Source organism: Croceicoccus marinus (assembly GCF_001661675.2).
GTDB classification, from domain to species: Bacteria; Pseudomonadota; Alphaproteobacteria; order Sphingomonadales; family Sphingomonadaceae; genus Croceicoccus; species Croceicoccus marinus.
Window position 1 is genome coordinate 1,192,508 of record NZ_CP019602.1, and the last position, 18,153, is coordinate 1,210,660.

15 protein-coding genes are annotated in these 18,153 nt (G+C 63.6%); 7 read left to right on the forward strand and 8 right to left on the reverse strand.

The window, feature by feature from the left end; genetic code table 11:
* Positions 1 to 48 precede the first annotated feature (48 nt).
* From A9D14_RS19785 to A9D14_RS05750, 7 genes are all read left to right on the forward strand, one after another.
* Positions 49 to 510, forward strand: a complete 462-nt coding sequence (locus A9D14_RS19785) for a hypothetical protein (protein WP_198302054.1) — start codon at positions 49 to 51, stop codon at positions 508 to 510.
* A 217-nt stretch (positions 511 to 727) separates the two neighbouring features.
* Positions 728 to 1,576, forward strand: a complete 849-nt coding sequence (locus A9D14_RS05725) for a peptidoglycan-binding protein (RefSeq protein WP_198302055.1) — start codon at positions 728 to 730, stop codon at positions 1,574 to 1,576.
* Between the two features lie 72 nt (positions 1,577 to 1,648).
* Positions 1,649 to 3,163 carry an IS21 family transposase gene (gene istA, locus A9D14_RS05730; protein ID WP_066843861.1) on the forward strand — a complete coding sequence of 505 codons (1,515 nt, stop codon included), beginning with the start codon at positions 1,649 to 1,651 and terminating at the stop codon, positions 3,161 to 3,163.
* A complete protein-coding gene (gene istB, locus A9D14_RS05735; protein WP_066842213.1) occupies positions 3,150 to 3,878 on the forward strand; it encodes an IS21-like element helper ATPase IstB in 729 nt (242 codons plus the stop codon). Before istA ends, istB begins: the two co-directional genes overlap by 14 nt.
* A 186-nt stretch (positions 3,879 to 4,064) precedes the next feature.
* Positions 4,065 to 4,409, forward strand: a complete 345-nt coding sequence (locus tag A9D14_RS05740; RefSeq protein ID WP_066843864.1) for a L,D-transpeptidase family protein — start codon at positions 4,065 to 4,067, stop codon at positions 4,407 to 4,409.
* A 109-nt stretch (positions 4,410 to 4,518) separates the two neighbouring features.
* The gene (locus tag A9D14_RS05745; RefSeq protein ID WP_083987678.1) at positions 4,519 to 5,601 is read left to right on the forward strand and encodes an AI-2E family transporter; all 1,083 of its coding nucleotides are present in this window, start codon (positions 4,519 to 4,521) and stop codon (positions 5,599 to 5,601) included.
* 675 nt (positions 5,602 to 6,276) lie between these two features.
* Positions 6,277 to 6,612: a Rossmann-fold NAD(P)-binding domain-containing protein gene (locus A9D14_RS05750; protein ID WP_232468803.1), complete on the forward strand. Its 336-nt coding sequence runs from the start codon at positions 6,277 to 6,279 to the stop codon at positions 6,610 to 6,612.
* A gap of 265 nt (positions 6,613 to 6,877) precedes the next feature.
* Here A9D14_RS05750 and A9D14_RS05755 read toward each other — a convergent pair whose 3' ends face one another.
* The 8 genes from A9D14_RS05755 to araD1 form a co-directional block, all read right to left on the reverse strand.
* The gene (locus A9D14_RS05755; RefSeq protein ID WP_083987680.1) at positions 6,878 to 8,911 is read right to left on the reverse strand and encodes an MGH1-like glycoside hydrolase domain-containing protein; all 2,034 of its coding nucleotides are present in this window, start codon (positions 8,909 to 8,911) and stop codon (positions 6,878 to 6,880) included.
* A gap of 134 nt (positions 8,912 to 9,045) precedes the next feature.
* Positions 9,046 to 11,919: a TonB-dependent receptor gene (locus tag A9D14_RS05760; protein WP_066843872.1), complete on the reverse strand. Its 2,874-nt coding sequence runs from the start codon at positions 11,917 to 11,919 to the stop codon at positions 9,046 to 9,048.
* A 263-nt stretch (positions 11,920 to 12,182) separates the two neighbouring features.
* A complete protein-coding gene (locus A9D14_RS05765) occupies positions 12,183 to 13,607 on the reverse strand; it encodes a glycoside hydrolase family 43 protein (protein ID WP_066843877.1) in 1,425 nt (474 codons plus the stop codon).
* Positions 13,608 to 13,632: 25 nt separating this feature from the next.
* Positions 13,633 to 14,655: an arabinan endo-1,5-alpha-L-arabinosidase gene (locus tag A9D14_RS05770; protein ID WP_066843881.1), complete on the reverse strand. Its 1,023-nt coding sequence runs from the start codon at positions 14,653 to 14,655 to the stop codon at positions 13,633 to 13,635.
* A 2-nt stretch (positions 14,656 to 14,657) separates the two neighbouring features.
* Positions 14,658 to 15,290 (reverse strand): 2-dehydro-3-deoxy-6-phosphogalactonate aldolase, encoded by a 633-nt coding sequence (locus tag A9D14_RS05775; RefSeq protein ID WP_066843884.1) that lies wholly within the window; start codon positions 15,288 to 15,290, stop codon positions 14,658 to 14,660.
* Positions 15,287 to 16,186 carry a 2-dehydro-3-deoxygalactonokinase gene (locus A9D14_RS05780; protein ID WP_066843887.1) on the reverse strand — a complete coding sequence of 300 codons (900 nt, stop codon included), beginning with the start codon at positions 16,184 to 16,186 and terminating at the stop codon, positions 15,287 to 15,289. The genes A9D14_RS05775 and A9D14_RS05780 overlap by 4 nt, the downstream gene beginning before the upstream one ends.
* 21 nt (positions 16,187 to 16,207) lie before the next feature.
* Positions 16,208 to 17,134 carry a Gfo/Idh/MocA family protein gene (locus tag A9D14_RS05785; RefSeq protein ID WP_066843890.1) on the reverse strand — a complete coding sequence of 309 codons (927 nt, stop codon included), beginning with the start codon at positions 17,132 to 17,134 and terminating at the stop codon, positions 16,208 to 16,210.
* Between the two features lie 3 nt (positions 17,135 to 17,137).
* Entirely contained in the window at positions 17,138 to 18,133 is a 996-nt protein-coding gene (araD1, locus tag A9D14_RS05790; RefSeq protein ID WP_066843892.1) for an AraD1 family protein, read from the reverse strand.
* Between the last annotated feature and the right edge of the window lie 20 nt (positions 18,134 to 18,153).

Here is an 18,153-nt window from a genome sequence, read left to right on the forward strand (position 1 = left end):
TCCTCTCACCCATCCAGCTGAATTGCTGGAACCATTAACCAATGGGGCGTGGCAGCGATCGTTCCGACCGCCGGTTCACATAGGGTCGCGTATAGGCGCGGCGAGAGGGAAATTCGGAACGATATCAACGGGTCCTTCGTTCATCATGGGTACAGTAACGGAGAAAACATGATGAAACTCAGACTCAGCGCTCTTTTTGCCCTCGGGATGCTTGCGGCTTGCGGAGACGATGCCACCCCCGCGCAGGAGCAACAGGCTGAGCAGCTCGAAGAGCGAGCGGACATGATCGAGGAAGCCGGCGACGAGCGCGCAGAGATGATCGACGAAAGGACCGATGCACGCGCCGATGCGCTCAACGACCGTGCGGACGCCCTTGAAGACGGGGATGTCCCGGTTGGCAGTTCGCCGGTGGGTGCAACTGGTACACAGGGCAGCATGATGAACGATGCACCGGCCGCCAATACGGGCGCGCCGCCGGCAAATGCCGCGGGTGCGGGCGAGAACGGCTGACGCCGTGCGATGGCGGGAGCGTGAGGGAGGGCTCAAGTGGGGTCTTGCGGCAGCTGCCGCTCTCGCTTTCGTGACAAGCTTTGGGGGCGGGGACGCCATCCGTGATGCGGATCATGACGCTGGCACGGCTAGCGAGCGGTCAGCGAAGGTGACGCCAGCAATTGGCACTGCGGCAGCAGCCGATCGACAGGAACGGCTGGAACCGGGGCTATCGGCCGTGAATGTGCACTATCTGGACGGCACCCTCGCTCCCTCGGAAACAGAGCTGGCGAGAACAGCAAGTCTGCAGGCTAGCTTCGCAGATACGGGCATTGGCGAATTGGCGGGGGAAGCAAATCCGATATACCTGGCGCTCCTTGAAGGGCTACGGACTTATCAGGAAGAATGGAGTGTGCTTCCGCAGATTGCCCTCGGGAATTCGCCAGTTGAGGTCGGAGACCAAGGTACGGAAGTCGCCAACTTGTTCCAGCGTCTTGGCTTGGCGGCCGCGAGCGATGGCCGTTTCGACGACACGCTCGCGAAAAAGATTGCTGAGTTCCAGGAGATCCACGGCTTGCCGGTCACGGGCATGGCCGATGCAGCTACGATCGCAGCGCTCAATCGCGGCAGCGCCCATTACGAAGCCATCATCCGCGCTAATCTGGAACGGGCGCGACGCATCTCGGCAAAGGCAGACGGTAAGTTTGTGTTGGTGAACACGGCGGCGGCCGATTTGATCGCCTTCGAACAGGGGCAGCCCGCTTTGCGCATGAAGGTCGCCCTCGGCAGCACAGACCGACCAACGGTGGCGCTGGCGGACAGAATTGAAACGATCGTGGTCAATCCACCATGGAACCTGCCCCCGCATCTGGTGCAGTCGATGATAGCTCCCGAAGTGGTCCGGGAGGGTATCGGATATCTGGAGGAGAACGGCTATGTCGTACTCTCCGACTGGTCAGACGACGCCGTGGCAGCAGATCCCGCTTCGGTAGACTGGCAGGCTGTAAGCGAAGGAAAGGCTTTCGCGCGAGTCCGCCAGAACCCGGGTGTGGACCGGCGTGCAAAAGGGACCCCGTTAGCGGGGTGATCGGCGTCTAAAAGGGACCCTTCATTCTGATGGTGTAGTTGACCGCCTGGTTTTCCAGGTGGTGAGATCGGGATGTTGGTGGTGGAGACGATTGTTCGGATTCGGCGGGAGCACGCGAGCGGGAAGGCGATCAAAGCGATTGCGCGCGATCTGCGGCTGTCTCGCAAGGTAGTGCGCAAGGCGATCCGGGCGCCGGAAGGCGCGTTCGATTATCGCCGCACGGTTCAACCGCTGCCCCGGCTTGGGCCGTTTCAGGAGCGGCTCGACACGCTGCTGGCGGAGAACGAGGCCCGGCACCGGCGTGATCGGCTGCGCATGACCCGGATCCATGATCTGCTGTGCCGTGAGGGGTTCGAGGGATCCTACGACGCGGTCCGGCGCTACGCCCGGCGCTGGACGGAAGCGAGGCGCAAGGATGCGGGTGATGGGGCGCCCGCGTTCATCCCGCTCATGTTCAAGCCCGGCGAGGCCTACCAGTTCGACTGGAGCCACGAGGATGTGGAGATCGCGGGCAAGCCGATGCGAGTGAAGGTGGCGCAGATGCGGCTGTGTGCGTCGCGGGCTGTCTACGTCCGGGCCTATCCGCGCGAGACGCAGGAGATGGTGTTCGACGCCCATGCCCGGGGCTTTGCCTTTTTTGGCGGCGTTCCCCTGCGCGGCATCTACGATAACATGAAGACCGCGGTCACCACCGTGTTCGTCGGCAAGGAGCGGGTGTTCAACCGCCGCTTTCTGGTCATGGCCGATCATTACATGGTCGAGCCGACCGCTTGCTCGCCGGCGGCGGGATGGGAGAAGGGTCAGGTCGAACATCAGGTCCAGACGATCCGGGGCCGGTTCTTCCAGCCTCGCCTGCGCTTTGCCAGCATCGAGGAGCTCAACGGGTGGCTGGAGGCCGAGTGCCTGCGCTGGGCCGCAACGCACGCGCATCCCGAGCAGAAGGAGCTGACCGTTGCCGAAGCGCTGGACCTCGAACGGTCTGCCTTGCAGCCGATGTTGGCGCCCTTCGACGGCTTCCACGAGACCGCCCATGCCGTGACCGGCACGTGCCTGATCAGCTTCGACCGCAACCGCTACTCAGTCATGGCCAAGGCTGCGCGGCGGGCCGTCCAGGTCCGCGCCTATGCCGACCGCATTGTCGTGCGCCTCGGCGACGAGGTAATCGCCGAGCATGCCCGGCACTTCGGCCGTGACCGGACGATCTATGATCCCTGGCATTACCTGCCCGTTCTGGCGAACAAGCCCGGCGCTTTGCGGAACGGCGCGCCCTTCCAGGGGTGGGACCTGCCACCGGCACTGACGCGGTTGCGGCGCAAGCTGGGCGGCGGTGATGAAGCCGACCGCCGCTTCGTGCGCGTACTGGCAGCCGTAATGACCGATGGTCTGGAAGCGGTCGAGGCCGCGATCCGGGAGGCGCTCGATAACGGGGCCGTCAGCGACGAGGTGATCCTCAACATCCTGGCCCGATACCGGGACCCGCCATCCGAGCGCACTCTGGACGTGGTCGTTGATCTCAAGCTCAGTCACCCGCCGATCGCGGACTGCGCGCGCTACGATACGGTGCGAGGCTTCAATGCAGCGGCATGAAATGATCGAGGCGATGCGCGCGCTCGGCCTCAAGGGCATGGCAGGAGCCTTCGACGAGGCGGTAACCACCGGGCTGCAGCGCAAGCGCACGACCAACGAGATCCTGACCGACCTGCTGCGGGCAGAAGCAGCGCATCGTCATGCTGCCTCGATCCGCTACCGCATGACCGCGGCCAAGCTGCCTGTAATCAAGGACCTCGATGCCTTCGTGTTCGAGGGCACCCCTATCAACGAAGGGCTGGTGCGTTCCCTGCACGCAGGTTCGTTCCTGCCCGGTCGCCGCAACATCGTGCTCATCGGCGGCACAGGGACGGGCAAGACCCATCTGGCCACCGCAATCACCGCCAGCGTCGTGCGTGTCGGTGCCCGTGGGCGCTACTTCAACACGGTCGATCTCGTCACCCGGCTCGAGGAAGAGGCGCGTATCGGCAAAGCCGGATCCATCGCCGCCCAGCTCAGCCGACTCGATCTCGTGGTGCTCGATGAACTGGGTTATCTGCCGTTCGCCCGATCCGGCGGGCAGCTCTTGTTCCACCTGATCAGCAAGCTCTACGAGCAGACCTCGGTCATCATCACCACCAACCTCGCCTTCGGCGAGTGGCCCACCGTGTTCGGCGACCCGAAGATGACCACCGCGCTGCTCGACCGCATCACCCACCATTGCGACATCGTCGAGACCGGCAACGACAGCTGGCGCTTCAAAAACCGCAGCTGACCCGATCAGAAAAACGCCTTCGCGCTGCTGACGCCTCCGGTCGGGCTACGCCCTTCCTACGCCGCCAGCAGCGCGAAACCCGCGCCCAACGTCGATCGATCTATGCAACGCTAACGGGGTCCCTTTTGCGCGCCGATAGGGGGTCCCGATTGAACGCCGATTGACAACCCGGGAGCGACCAACCCGATGGGCCGAGCGAAGTTCATGTTTCCCAACCATCTTGGCATTTATTTGCATGACACTCCTGCTCGCGACGTTTTCGCGCGCAGCGCTCGCTACGTCAGCAATGGCTGTGTCAGGCTTGAGCGTGCGGACGACCTGGCTAATTTCCTATCCAGTTCGGATCTGGTGTTTGGCGATGCCGAACAACCGACACGCCGGGTCGTTTTGGCGCAACCGGTGCCCGTCTTCATCATGCACTTCACGTTCTGGGCGGAGGGCAAGACGCTGTCTTTCCACAACGATGTTTACCATAAGGATCAGCCGTTGCTGGACGCGGTCCAAATAGAGGGTATGCCGGGCATTTCCTAGCAGGTGCCTCGCAATATGTATCCCCGCGCGAAGCCCAAGGTTAAGGATGTTCCTGCTGATCCGCGGCGCCGGGCTTGCCGAGGGGGCGAAAGTACACAGAAAGTGAGCAATGGACGAGGTTGATCCAGGAAAACCCGCCGATCAACTGAGGACTGGACGCATCGTGGCGGCAGCGGTTGCGATCTTATGCGTAATTGGCGTCGCCTTGATACTGTTCGAGCTCGCCCGATTCCTGCTTCTGGTGTTCGCCGCGGTGGTGCTTGCGACGGTCTTCGATGCAATGACGCGGGGGGTCTGCCGGTTGACGGGGTTGCGCATCCGCGCGCTGGCTCTCACCATCTCCGTTATCGGACTGCTCACTATATTCCTCGGCGCATTTGCCTTGTTTGGGGCCCAGTTCGGCAACCAGCTGGAGACAATCCGGGAAAGCATTCCGGCTGCCATCCAAAGCCTCGAATCGCTCCTCGGCCAGATCGGGATGGGCGGATCGTTGGCTGAGCTGCTCGAACTGGGTACGCAGGATCTCTCCAATCTCGCGACACGCCTTGGTGGATATGCGATGGCTGTCACCAGCGGGGTGACAGACTTCGTGCTTGTGTTCGTGGGAGCAATCTTCATCGCGGCGAACCCCGGTGTCTATCGCCGTGGCCTGTTGATGCTGATGCCACAGCGTGCGGAGCGGACGGCGGCCGACTTTATCAGCGATGCTTCGCGGGGGCTGCGCGGCTGGATGGTGGGGCAGGCAGTTTCTTCGCTGGTCGTAGCCGCGCTTACCTGGGTTGGGCTCACATTGCTAGGGGTGCCCGCCTCTGGTGGCTTGGCGATCATTGCCGGCTTGCTCGACGTGATTCCGATGGTCGGACCGATCATTGCCGGCATTCCGGCGGTGCTGCTTGCCCTCACGGTTTCCCCCGCCACTGCGCTATGGACCATCGGCCTCTATCTTCTGATCCAGCAATTGCAGGGCAATTTTCTCCAGCCGATGATCCAGAAGCATGCGGTCAACGTTCCGCCGGCGGTTCTGCTTTTCGCAGTGTTCGGGGCCGGGATACTATTCGGGGCGCTGGGTGTCTTGCTGGCAGCTCCGCTGACGATCGTGGTGTTTGTCCTGGTCCAGCGGGTCTATGTGCGCGAATTGCTGGGCAAGCCGATCGGCATCGCCGGCGAAGCCGATCCTCAGGATCGGTCTTGAGGGTTGCTGGCTATAGTCGGAAGCTTGCGCGGGCACACCGAAGCTTGGGCATTATCGATGTGATGTGGCACGACCGCTCGAACTGGTACTGCTTTGGGTAACGCCATTCCATGAAAAGCCGGGCCAGGTTTCGCGTGAAGGAGCGGTTCTTGGATATTGCGCAAACGGACCCGGTTAGCTCGCTTGTCCCTGAGGCGCTGGTCGGGTGAGCGACAGCACCGTGCTCACAATCCATTACTCTGGACCAGAGGCCGCACAGTCTTAAATGCGGTAGGATACTGAGTGCGAAGCAGACGGACATCCCGGGTGGAAACCAGCTGTCACAGCCTTTGGATGACTGGATGCCGCTCCCAGCACTTTTGGAACCGCCGGCAGCAGACCTGGACTGTTTGAGTTTCCAACGGCGTGAATGCACGACGGCTTTCGGTCATCCGTACCGGGCCAGCGAACGTTGGCTTTGTCGGCGGATCGAAAATTCGACTCAGGTCAGTTAACGAATAGCTGGACCGGAGACGACATGAAACGCACTGGCAACACGAACTTCATGACTGGCGGAAGTTCCGGTATCGGGCGCGCACTAGCCCACCGTTGGCATGACGAGGGCAATAATGTCATCGTTTCCGGCCGGAAAAGATCGTCGAGACCAATCTGCTCGGTCCGGTCCTTGTGGTATCTTTGGGCACCGGCTTCGTGCCCTATCCGTCTGCGGTGACCCATTCGGCGAGCACGGCGGCGGTCCACTCCTACCTCGTGTCGCTTCGCGCCTTGCTAAAAATTAGTGTGCAAGTCATTGAAATCATTCCCCCGCAGGTCGCGACCGATTTGATGGTTGATCTAAAAGAGCCGCCGCAGAGCGTGCCACTCGACAAGTTCGCGGATGATGTGATGGCGCCGCTGACCGTGCAGCCGGACGCCGACGAGATCATCGTGGAGGAGGTCGAACCGTTCCGCTTTCCCGAACGCGACGGCACACTGCGGGAGATCGTTGCCAGCATGACCGATAGCGATTGAGATAGCATCGAGTCCATGATCTGCCTGTCGTCAGCCGCTGGTGCTGCCACCGTCCCGGGAGTTATTGAAATGCAATTCCCGACAGTTTCCCCAAACTGTGAAGCCGACATTCGCCGCCGGATGCATGGGTGACGGTGCACATGGCTTTCTGACCTGTCCGGACTTCGACCCAGCGCAAAGTCGCAGTCGCCATAAGGTCGCTGACCTTGCGGGAGAGCGACAAGCCTTAGAGATCAGGAGCTTGGAACGTGAAGTTGAAGCTAACCTACTGCTTCGCCTGCTCCGAAGTCAGCGCCTTGAACTCCGCCAGCCGGATCGCGCGTCCGCCAGTCGGCTTCATAACCGCCCGCAGGCGCGTGACTTCCCGGCTGCTCCATTGCAGATCGGTGATGCCGTTGGGCACCGCCGCGCCGCGCGCAAGTGGATGCCAGCTTCCGTCCTGCCAGTATTCGATGGCAACCGCGGAAGGCGCCGCGAATGTCGCGCCGTCGTCGAAAAAGGCAAGCTCCGCCCTGTCGACACGGACCGACTTGCCGAAGTCCACCGCATACCACTGCTCGCCGGTCGATGGCGCTGAGTCCCAGCCGTTGGGAAGTTCGGGATAGAACCACGTCCTGCCGTCGATTGCGTCGTGCAGTGCCTCGGTATCGGTGCTGCTGGAGGCACTGGCCATCGGAAAATCGCCGCGAACCAGCTGGACCGCGCGGTTGATGTCACGCCGGATCGGCGCGGCCCCGGCGCGGGTGACGGGCACGGTCAGCCGGCCCAATGTCCCCCGCCGCGCGACTTCCTGCCCATCCACTTCGATCGAGAGGCCGCGTCCCTTGCCGTAATGCGACCCGTCGGCATCCCAGGCCACGGCGATGCGCCGGCCGTGATAGGGCACGTCCTCGACGCGGAACCAGGCCAGTGCCTGCGCGTCGCCCGCATCGGGCAGCAGCGGGTTGATTTCGAGCATGTCGTCGGCCCGCGGCCTTATGCCGACAAGGCCGGTCAGGATCAGGTCGATGAAGCCGGAATGAAAATAGTGGTGGCTTCGGTCCAGCCCGACGATCGGCTTGCCCGTCTCCGGATGATAGTCTTCCTCCAGGTCCAGCAGATCGCCTTGGTAATGCAAATCGGCATATTCGCGCAGCAGCCGCATGTATTCGCTGCGCGTGATCGGCCCCGTGTGGTCGTAATGGTCCAGCAGATTGGCCATGCCGGTCAGGACCTGCGTCGTCTGATAGGGCCAGATCGGGCCGTTCCACTGGCATTCGGGGGCATCGCCCAGATAGCGATACTGCTTCCTGTAATATTCGTAGGGCTTCTCGACCGTCCGCATTCCCGCGTCGCCCTTCAGCGAGGCAGGGTCGAGCAGATGCGACCAAGCGGATGCATGTTTTGCGTCGTCGGGCGCCAAGTCGAAGGTCCACGGCAGATAGCCGGCCAGTTCGCGCGCGCGAATGAAGTCCCAGTAGTCGACATGCTCGTTATCGACCTTGTAGCGGTCGGTGAAATGGCCAAGCGCCGGGTTCCACAAATCGGCGATCATGCGCTGCTGCAACTGGTCGGCACGCTCGGCGAATTGCGCCGACAGTGCCTCGTCGCCCGCCATGTCCGCGATCCGGGAAATGGCGCGCGCATTGGCGACCATATAGCTGTTGATCGACGGCCTGAAGCTGTCACCGCCGCGAAACCCGTCCTCTCCGCCCGAGGCGTCGATGGAGGAGACGGTATATTCGGTCGCGTCCAGCAGCGGCTCGATATAATAGAGCCGCTTGGACCAGTCGTAGTGATCCTCCCACAATCCGTAATTGTAGCGCATCACCGGCAAGTGGCGCCGAACCGCCATGCCGTCGCCGTCGACCAGATAGCGGCCCCAGACGGAATCCGCCATATAATCAGTGAAGTGGCGGTTGTTTCCGCCATGATACATGAAGTTGATATAGTCGTGGGTGAAGCGCCGGTCGTTCAGCCAGCGCCCCTCGGCGATATGGAAGCCGGTGGCATCGTTCAGGCTCGCATAGGGTTCGCGCTGCCAGCTGACGTCATCGGCGAATTCGGTGGTGATGTAACCCTGCTCGCCCAAGTCGCGCTGGTGCGCGCGGAAGATCGACCAGCGATAGTAGTAGACCGCATCGAGCCGCGGATCGGCGCTTTCGAAAAAGGGGATGCGGTCGCGGTACCACGGCGCGTCATTGCCGAAATGCTCGGCGGCGATCTGCTGGTGATCAAGCTGCTGCGCCATGGCAGGAGCGCTCGCGGCCCCCGCAAGCAGGGCGGCGGCAAGGCTCAGGGCGGTCCGGCGTAGCACCATGGCTCTCCTATTGTTCCGACATCGGCGGCCGCCATCCCGGCCCATGAGGGAGAGGAGGTGGAAGGGCCCATCTGGCGGCCGCCAATGGTCGGTCGGGGCAGGGGGCAACCCCCCGGACCCCGACCGGATCATACTCAGTCGAAAGTGAAACGCACGCCCAGTGCAAAGGTGCGATCAAGAAGCAGGTTATTGGTGTTGAACTGCTCCGGATTACCCGCGTCGGCGTATTTGTAATATTCCTGCTGCTTCGATTCGGTGATGTTCACCGCATCGAAGGTCAGCGCCACGTCCTGCGTCACGTCCCAGGTCAGCTGGAAGTCCAGGCTGTCCTCGGGCCGCCGCCAGATGCCGATCGGATTGGCAAAGGCACGTTGCTCGTTGAGGCGCAGGAAACCGTCGCGCCAGACATAGGACAGGCGGGCACCGATCGGACCGCGTTCATAGGCCAGGGTCGCGTTGTACGAAAACTTGGACACGTTGAAGAACTGCGACCGCGTCTCGGTGACATTGCCGTCGACATCGGTATCCGGGATCGTCTGCTCGGAATCGAGGATCGTGGCGCTGCCCTGGAAGCCCAGACCGTCCAGCAGGCCCGGCAGATAGTCGGGGAAATAGGTCAGACCGACTTCCAGGCCCTGAAGCCAGCCGTCCGATGCGTTGGACGGGCGCGTGATCTGGAAGAAATCGGTCGCCGTGTCGCCCACGATCGGGTTGTCGGGAATGAATTCCAGCTGCGTCAGCGGAACGACCAGCCCTTCGATCTCGCGGCGGAAGGCGGTGATCGTGATCGCGCTGCTGCGGCCGAAATACCATTCCAGCGCCAGGTCGTAGTTCTTGGATTCGGTCGCGCTCAGCTGCGGGTTGCCCGCGCTGCCCGTACCGAAGCCCAGGCGCGACAGGTCGCCCACCAGGCTGACATTGGGGTTGAGATCGCCGAATGCGGGCCGCCGCAGCGTTTCGCCATAATTGAAGCGCAGGCGCACGTCGGGCGTGATCTCGTACCGCAGCGTGGCGCTGGGCAGGACCTTCATCTGATTGGTCGAGACATTGGACTCGGCCAGCATGTTCAGGCGGTCGAAGTAATTATAGTCGGTATCGATCGCCACAAGACGCGCGCCGCCCTGGATCAGCAGCGGGCCGCCGAACAGGTCGATCTCGCCATCGGCAAGCAGATAGGCCGACATGGTGACTTCGTTGATGTCGAACACCCGGTCGAAGGTCAGCTGGTCCGACAGGCGGATATTGGGATTGTTCGGCTGATACAGCTGCCGAATGGCGTCGCGGTTCTCATAGAGCGCGGGGCCGTCGGCCAGCACCCAGCTGGTCGGGACATTGGCCCGGCCGTCATAGAAACCGCTGTTGGTGAACTGGTACTGCTCGCCCAGTTCGGCCAGGGTGATGCCAAGACCGCCCGCGCCCTGCTCACGCACGAAGGTGCTGGTGTCGCGGTCGTCGAAGCGGAAGCCCGCCTTGATCCGGCGCACGAAGCCCTCGTCGAACTCGTAATAGCCGTCGAGCATGAAGGTCAAAGCGCTGCCTTCGGCCCTGTTCGCATTGTCGAACAGGTCACGCACGAACCAGCGATTGGGGTCGGTGTGCAAGTCGGGATCGCTGAAGCTGTAGGAAGGAATGCCGCCGCCAGCGTTGAAATCGACGTCGATGTCCTGTCTGAAACCTGCGTGATCGGTACGCAGCGCAATGAACGAGGTTTCGTTCGTGCTGTCCTGATAGGCAAGATCGGCGGTGATCAGGCCGTGATTGCCCAGGTCCCACGCACCGTTCAGCGCATAGACGTAGCTGTCGGTCTTGGCGGTGCCGTAATCGCCGCTGTTGAAGCCGAAGACGTCGCCGACCTGGCGCGACTTGACGATGTTGGTGCCTTCGTAAAGCTCGAAGGTCTCTCCCGGATTGGGGCCCAGTGCGTTCCACCAGTCGGCGAAATTGAAGAACAGCGAATTGAACGTGTTGCCGCGGAATCCGGTGTAATAGAACTCAGCCGTATAGACCGAACTGCTGTTGGGCGCCCATTGCAGCGCCGCATTGATCGACGGGCGCTCACGTTCGCCATACAGGTCCGAGCTGATGACAGCATCGCGCGCGAGGTAATAGGGAACCTGCACCCCGCCGTCGGGGCCATAGGCGAAGCTCGAGCCGGGGGCGGTGGGAAGCCCGGCGTTCAGCCCCGGCGTCCAGCTGGAGAATGCCGGATCGGTGCTGGGGAAGATGCGCTCCAGCGGAAGCAGGCCCGAACCCTCAGGCGGGTTTTCGGTCGCGAAAGGCACCATGGCGCCTGCCTGCACGTTCATGTTGCGATAGTTGTACTTGGTATAGCTGCCGTTCACCAGCACGCCGATCTCGCCGATGTCGGTGTCCCAGGTGTCGCTGACCAGCAGGGCGACGTTCGGATTGATCTCGTCCGCCAGCTCGCTGTAGATGCCGCGCGCCAGGCCCGACACGGTGAAGCCGTCGAAATCGAACGGGCGGCGGGTATGGACGTCGATCTGGCCGGCAAGGCCGAATTCCAGCTGGTCGGCGGAACGCGTCTTGTAGACGTCGATCTGCTTGACCAGGTTGGCCGAAATGTCCTGCAGCGCGAACGACGTGCCGCCCGCGGTGAAGATGTTGCGCCCGTTCCAGGTCGTGACCGGATCGGGAAGGCCGCGGATGGTGATGAAGGCGGTCTCGCCGCCGGCGCGGTCGGTCACCTGGACGCCGGTCACGCGCTGAAGCGCTTCGACCACATTGTTGTCGGGCAGTTTGCCGACATCCTCGGCGACGACGGAATCGACGATCTGGACCGACTCGCGCCGCACGTCGAGCGCGCCGACGATGGACGCCTTGACGCCGGTGACGACGATGACGTCATCGGGTGCGGTGTTTCCGGTATCCCCGGCCTGCGTATCGGTGACCGGCAGATCGCCGGGGGTCGCGTCCTGTGCCTGCGCCATGCCGGCAAGGCCGAGAGCGAAAACCGAAGCGGTGCACAATGCGATTGGCTTGAGCGCCATGACCTAACCCTCCCTTTCCGAGGCTGGCCACTACCATGCCTCAATCTGATAATTGGGCTGTGTTATTTGTCGGAGTTATAAACTGCAAGGGGAAATTTGAACGCCCGGTGTCATCGGCAATTCCCCTGTGGCAATCATGCTACGCCGGGTCGAATTAAGCCTTGTGGTACCGATATTTCCCCAGCTCGATGCTGCGATGTTACCGCTACCAAAGGGCGGCACCGGGCTGGAGATCAATGCATAATTGTCAGGGTTTATAATCGTCAGTCGACTGTCCAGACAGTGTTACCGCTACCAAGATCGGCAAGCGCGATTCCGCTTCCGCTGCGCGCCAGCGCCATGCCCGGATAGGCCAGCGATTCGATGCGCACGGTACCGTCCTGCGGTCCCGCAATGCGGCGGAACATGTCTGCGCCTGCGCGCTGCGCGACTCCGATCGTCACCGATCCATCCGCTTGCGCGACAAGATGCCGGTCGCGCAGCAGGATCGGCGACAGCCGGATCGCGCCGCCCTGCTGCGGCCAGGCGCGGAACTGCGTATTGGGAAGCGGTGCGGAGCCGGCCATCAGCGTCTGACCCTGGTGCGCCAGGAAGACGCTCGCGCGGTCCGGCGCGGCATAGCGATCGGGAAGAGGGCCGTTGCCGACCGGAATTCCGAATTCCGGAACGCCGTTCGCATCGTAATACAGCCGCTGCACCCGCGTATGGCGGTCGGGATTGAACAGCGGATCGCCCTCGATCTCCTTGTAGTCGCGGCCGTGATAGACCAGCATGTCGTGGCCGTTCTCGTCCACGGTAAAGCTGTTGTGGCCGGGGCCATAGACGCTGGTCGCTACGCTGGTCTGGAACACCGGTTGCGGCGACTTGGTCCACGCGGCCGGGTCTATGATATTGGCATCGGCATCGGCGGTCAGCAGGCCCAGCACATAGCGGTCGTCCGTCGCGCTGGCCGAATAGGTCATGAACAGTCTGCCGTTGCGCTGCAGGATCGCCTGCGCCTCGTTCACCTTGAAGCCGCGGATTTCCCAGTCCAGCTCGGGCACCGAAAGCCGCGCGGGCGCTGCCGCCAGCGTCAGCGGCGTGGCCATCGGCGCGATATAGATATTGGAATTCGTCTCGATCCCCGGCTCGCGCTGCGCCCATGCGAAATAGCGGGTGCCGTTGTGATAGAAGATCGTGGAATCGAGGTTGAAGCTGTCCCACGGCCCCTTGAATTCGCCCAGCACCGACCAGTTTCCGCTCATCGGATCGCTGCTGTCGCAGACCACGGCATAGGTGCGGATGCGGAACACGTCCTCGCCCCCGCCGCTGGGGCCTGCCGCAAAATACATCGTCCAGCGCCCGTCGACCAGGTGCAGTTCGGGCGCCCACAGGAAACCCGACATCGGGCCGGTCTCCTGGTGCCGCCACAGCACGCGCTCCTCGGCATCGGCAAGGCCCGCGATGGTGCGCGCGCGCCGCAGGACCAGCCGGTCATATTCCGGCACCGATCCCGTCATGTAATAGAAGCCGTCGTCGTGCCGGAATATCTGCGCATCGGCGCGGTTCTCGATCAGCGGATTGACGATGGTCTGCTCCGCTGCCGCCATCGGGGTGCCAAGCGATGTCGCCGAGCGGGGAGTGGTGCAGGCGACGGGAACAAGGGCGGCGCTGGCGGCAAACGCCCTGCGCGAAATTTTGAACGACATGAAACCTCTCCGGTCTTGTTATTGATCAGTATTCGGCGACGGGCCAGCCATCCTCGCCCCAGCGGATCGGCGCGATGCGCAGCTTGGGCGCGCCATCGGCATCCTTGTCATAGGCGTGATAGACGACATAGCTCGTGCCATCCTCGTCGGTGAAGAAGCCTGCATGGCCGGGGCCGCGAAAGCGCTCCTTTTCCTGAAGGTCGGCGCGCAGGAAGATCGTGCCGCCGCCCATCATCGCCTCGGTCCCGTCCTTGCCGCGATAGGGCCCGGTGACATTCCGCGAACGCGCGACGACGGTGTAATAGGTGCTGTTCACGCCCTTGCAGCAGTAATCGAACGAGTTGAGCATGTAGTACCAGCCGTCGTGCTGGAAGATGAAGGGCGCCTCGATCGGGTTCGGCCCGCCCGCGACCCCCAGCCGGCGCGCGATGGAATAGGGTTCGGCGCCCGGCGCGGGCTTGCCCGTTTCCGGATCGAGCGGGAACAGCTTGATGCCCGACCAGAAACTGCCCAGCGCGAGCCACTGGCGGCCTTCGGCATCGACGATAAGATTGGGATCGATCGCGTTGAAATCGCTGTCTTTCGTCGACATCACGACCATGCCCTGGTCCTGCCAGCGATAGTCCTTCGCGTCGGGATCCAGCGTGCGGTTGGTCGCCAGCCCGATCGCCGACCGGTTCGACCCGAACGTGCTGATCGAGTAATACAGCCGGTATTCGCCATCCACATACGAGATATCGGGCGCCCAGATCCCCTCGGTCCCCGGGATGGCTTCCTTGGCCCAGGCCGGTATCTCGTCAAACACCGCGCCCGCGTCGGTCCATCGTTCCAGGTCGGGCGAGGTCTTGATGCCGACATAGCGCCCCACCGTGCTGAAGACGTAATAGGTATCGCCCTCGCGGATGATGACCGGGTCATGGGTGATGAGATCGCCCGACAGCCTGTCGTTCAGCACCGCCGGGGACGATCCGTCCTGAGCCGAGGCGGGCTGCGCGATGGCCATGGCGGCCAAAGCCAAGGCAGGGGCGATTTTCGTGAATGTGGACATGATCAGATTTCTGCCGCTTTCCAGGCATCGAGCAATTCGCGCGCCTTCGCGCCGACATCGGCGGCGCTGTCGCCGGGGCGATAGAGGCTTCCGCCCGCACCGATCCCGAACACGCCCGCCGCGCGATATTCCGCGATGTTCGCCGCGCCGACCCCTCCCACGGCCCACAGCCGCACATCGGCGGGCAGCACTTCGCGAATCGCTTTCACATAGGGGCTGCCCAGCACCGAACCGGGAAAGATCTTCAGATCGCGCGCGCCTGCATCGATCGCCGCAAAGGCTTCGGTCGGGGTGAGAAAACCGGGCAAGAGGTCGAGCCCAAGCTCGCGCGCATGCTTCAGCACCGCCGGGTCGATATTGGGCGACACCATGAACGTCCCGCCTGCATCGTCCAGCGATTGCGCCATCGCGGCGCTGACCACCGTGCCGCCGCCGATGGCCGCATGCGTGCCGACCGCTTCCGCCATGGCAGCGATGGAGCGCGCCGGATCGGGCGAATTGAACGGCACCTCGATCAGGCGAATGCCCGCCTCGACCAGGGCTTCGGCGATGGCGGTGCTTTCCTCGGGGCGGATCCCGCGCAGGATAGCGACGATGGGCGGCGCTCCTGCATCCAGTGCGTCCTGCAGTTTCATGGCTTGTCCTTCCGTTCGGCGCCGCGCGCCAGTTCCAGTCCGGCGATGACGGCAGCTTCGGCATCGATCCGCCGGGCGGTCCGACCGGACTGTGCCAGCGCGCGTTCGTAGAGCGCTACCAGCCCCGGCTCGCCGATCAGAGCGACGTCGCTTTGCGGGTTCGACAGCGCTGCCAGCTCGGCAGCGATCAGCAGGCCGGACAGCAATCCGCGCGACCATTCCCGCGACTTGCCGTCCAGCATGCGGGCCGCGCGCGCCTCGAACAAAGCGGTCATCACCGGATCGCCGCGACGCGCCAGGCCGCGCTCGAACCCGTCGTCGAACGTGCCGCTGCCGGGCGAGAGCTGGCCGGTCAGCGTCGATTGCTCCGACAGCAGCGCGAAAAACTCTCCCGTAGGCCAGGTCGAGAACGCCTCCACCGCGCCATCGCGCAGCCGCACCCATTTGCAATGCGTGCCGGGAAGGGCGATCACATGCTCCCCCCGCGCCAGCTCGGGATGGAGCGACAGCGCGCCAAAGATCTGCGTCTCCTCGCCCCGCATGACATCGGGCACTCCGCCAGAACGGCAGCTGAGCCCCGGCAGCACCACGACGGGCAGACCTGCTACGGTCAATCGCGACCGCGACCGCAGCCAGTCGTCGCGGCTGGCGGGGCAGGGGGCATAGCCCGCCTCGACCAGAGCGCCGCGCGCGCCCGCCATGCCGCACAGGGTCACGCTTTCCAGCGGTCCTTCGGCCAGCCATTGCCCAAGCCTGTCGGCCAGCACGGCGCTGGCGCTGCCGGCCGCGGTCCCGATCCCCGGCCCGTCGAGGCGACCGGTCACCGCTCCGCCGCTGATGCGATAGAGCCGCAACCGGCTGGTGCCCCAATCGCCGAGGACATGGGCAGTGCTCATCTTGTGGCCCGCATCACCGGTTCAATCGTGGAACGGTTCGACGATCTGGCGATGGCCGCGCAGGAATGCATCGGCGACCAGTCGGAACGGATCGATGTCGACATCGCTGCGACCCCCGCGGATCAGATTGCCGAAACGCGAATAGAGGCCCGGATATTCCAGATCCTCGTTATGCTCGGTGCCTGACGGCAGGGTCAGCACGGCGCCGCCTTGCGACAGCTTGCAGGTGCCCGCATCGGTTTCGACCACGATATCCCAGCTCTGCGGGCCGGTCTGCCGCCAGTCGAGGTCCATGTGGATGGGCGCCCCGCCAGCATCGGCGAAATCGATGTCCGCCGCGATGGGCGCGGCGCGGTTTTCGGGAATGCTCAGCCTCGCGTTCTTCATGAACACCGGCTGCGGCAGGATATGCGTCAGGATAGACAGCGCATTGATGCCCGGGTCGAACACGCCAAGCCCGCCCGGCTCCCAGATCCAGTCCTGCCCCGGATGCCAGACGCGCACATCCTCGCGCCAGACGATCGAGACCTTGTGCACGGTTCGGTCGGACAGCCATGCCCGCGCCGGCGCGACCCCCGCCGCGAAGCGCGAGTGCCACGATGCGAACAATGTCACGCCCACCTTGTCGGCCCGCTCGCGCAGCGCGACGACTTCGGACAGGGTCGCGCCGGGCGGCTTTTCCAGGAACACGTGAATGCCCCGCTTCAGCGCCTGCACCGCCAGATCGTAGCGAACCTGCGGCGGCGTGCAGAGCGCCACCGCGTCGACGGCGGGGCCCTTTTCCAGCAGCTCGTCCAGGCTGTCGAGATGGGGAATACCCTCCGGACCCCGGTGATTCGGACTGACCGTGGCGGCCAGGCTGAAGGCGGGCGTGCTCTCGATCGCGGGGATATGCTGGTCGCGGGCGATCTTGCCGACGCCCACGATGGCGATGCGGATCGGCTCCATGACCTACAGCGCCTTCACGGTGACGGCACGCTCTTCGGCGCGGGTCAGCGTGTTGGATACCGGCAGGGTGAAGGGCGCGGCGGTAATCTCGAACACGTCGCCCTCCTGCGTCTGGATCCCGTCGCTGAACGACAGGGTGGCGGTGCCGAAGAAATGAACGTGGACGTCGCCCGCGCGGCGGAACAGATCATATTTGAAGTGGTGATGTTCCAGGTTGCCGAAGCTGTGCGACATGTTCGCCTCGCCCGACAGGAACGGCTTTTCCCAGATCGTCTCGCCGCCGCGCAGGATGCGGCTGGTGCCCTCGATATGGCCGGGCAGCTCGCCGATCATCAGCTCGGGCCCGATCGCGGCCTGGCGCAGCTTGGAATGGGCGAGCCACAGATAATTGTGCCGCTCGGTCACATGGTCGCTGAACTCGTTCGCGATGGCGAGACCAAGGCGATAGGGCGTGCCGTCGTCGCCGATGACATAGATGCCCGCAAGTTCGGGCTCCTCCCCGCCGTCCTGCGCGAAGGAGGGCATGGTGAACGCCTCCTTCGGCCCGACAAGCTGCGAACCGTCGCCCTTGTAGAACCATTCGGGCTGCTGCCCGACGGAGCCGGCAGCGGGCTTGCCGCCCTCCAGCCCTTCCAGGAACATGCGCATGGAATCGGTCACATTCTCGCCCGATGCGGCCGCCTTGTGCATCTTGTCGCGCCCCTCGGCCGAACCGAGATGGGTGAGGCCGGTGCCGGTCAGCAGCAGATGGGCCGGATCCTGGTGATCGATGGGCGCGATCAAATGGCCCTTCTCGTACTCCGCCGCGATATCGACCGATGCGCCCGCACCGCAGCCGCGTGCCGCGGCCTCCAGCGTCTGGCCCGCCGCGATGGCGCGCAAGGCAAGCTCGCGCGTGCTGGTCACGCCTTCAAGGAAATGGGCGTTATCGTCCTCGGCGAGGATGACCGAGCGCGCGCCATCGGCCGCGCGATGCTGAAGCAGGCGAAGAAAGGACATGCAGATATTCTCTCCCTGTC

What these genes read in the sequence shown, in the direction of transcription:
- istA (WP_066843861.1), top strand. Translation starts at nt 1,649, where the DNA reads ATGTTGGTGGTGGAGACGATTGTTCGGATTCGGCGGGAGCACGCGAGC.
- istB (WP_066842213.1), top strand. Translation starts at nt 3,150, where the DNA reads ATGCAGCGGCATGAAATGATCGAGGCGATGCGCGCGCTCGGCCTCAAG.
- A9D14_RS05740 (WP_066843864.1), top strand. Translation starts at nt 4,065, where the DNA reads ATGGGCCGAGCGAAGTTCATGTTTCCCAACCATCTTGGCATTTATTTG.
- A9D14_RS05745 (WP_083987678.1), top strand. Translation starts at nt 4,519, where the DNA reads ATGGACGAGGTTGATCCAGGAAAACCCGCCGATCAACTGAGGACTGGA.
- A9D14_RS05755 (WP_083987680.1), bottom strand. Translation starts at nt 8,911, where the DNA reads ATGGTGCTACGCCGGACCGCCCTGAGCCTTGCCGCCGCCCTGCTTGCG.
- A9D14_RS05760 (WP_066843872.1), bottom strand. Translation starts at nt 11,919, where the DNA reads ATGGCGCTCAAGCCAATCGCATTGTGCACCGCTTCGGTTTTCGCTCTC.
- A9D14_RS05765 (WP_066843877.1), bottom strand. Translation starts at nt 13,607, where the DNA reads ATGTCGTTCAAAATTTCGCGCAGGGCGTTTGCCGCCAGCGCCGCCCTT.
- A9D14_RS05770 (WP_066843881.1), bottom strand. Translation starts at nt 14,655, where the DNA reads ATGTCCACATTCACGAAAATCGCCCCTGCCTTGGCTTTGGCCGCCATG.
- A9D14_RS05775 (WP_066843884.1), bottom strand. Translation starts at nt 15,290, where the DNA reads ATGAAACTGCAGGACGCACTGGATGCAGGAGCGCCGCCCATCGTCGCT.
- A9D14_RS05780 (WP_066843887.1), bottom strand. Translation starts at nt 16,186, where the DNA reads ATGAGCACTGCCCATGTCCTCGGCGATTGGGGCACCAGCCGGTTGCGG.
- A9D14_RS05785 (WP_066843890.1), bottom strand. Translation starts at nt 17,134, where the DNA reads ATGGAGCCGATCCGCATCGCCATCGTGGGCGTCGGCAAGATCGCCCGC.
- araD1 (WP_066843892.1), bottom strand. Translation starts at nt 18,133, where the DNA reads ATGTCCTTTCTTCGCCTGCTTCAGCATCGCGCGGCCGATGGCGCGCGC.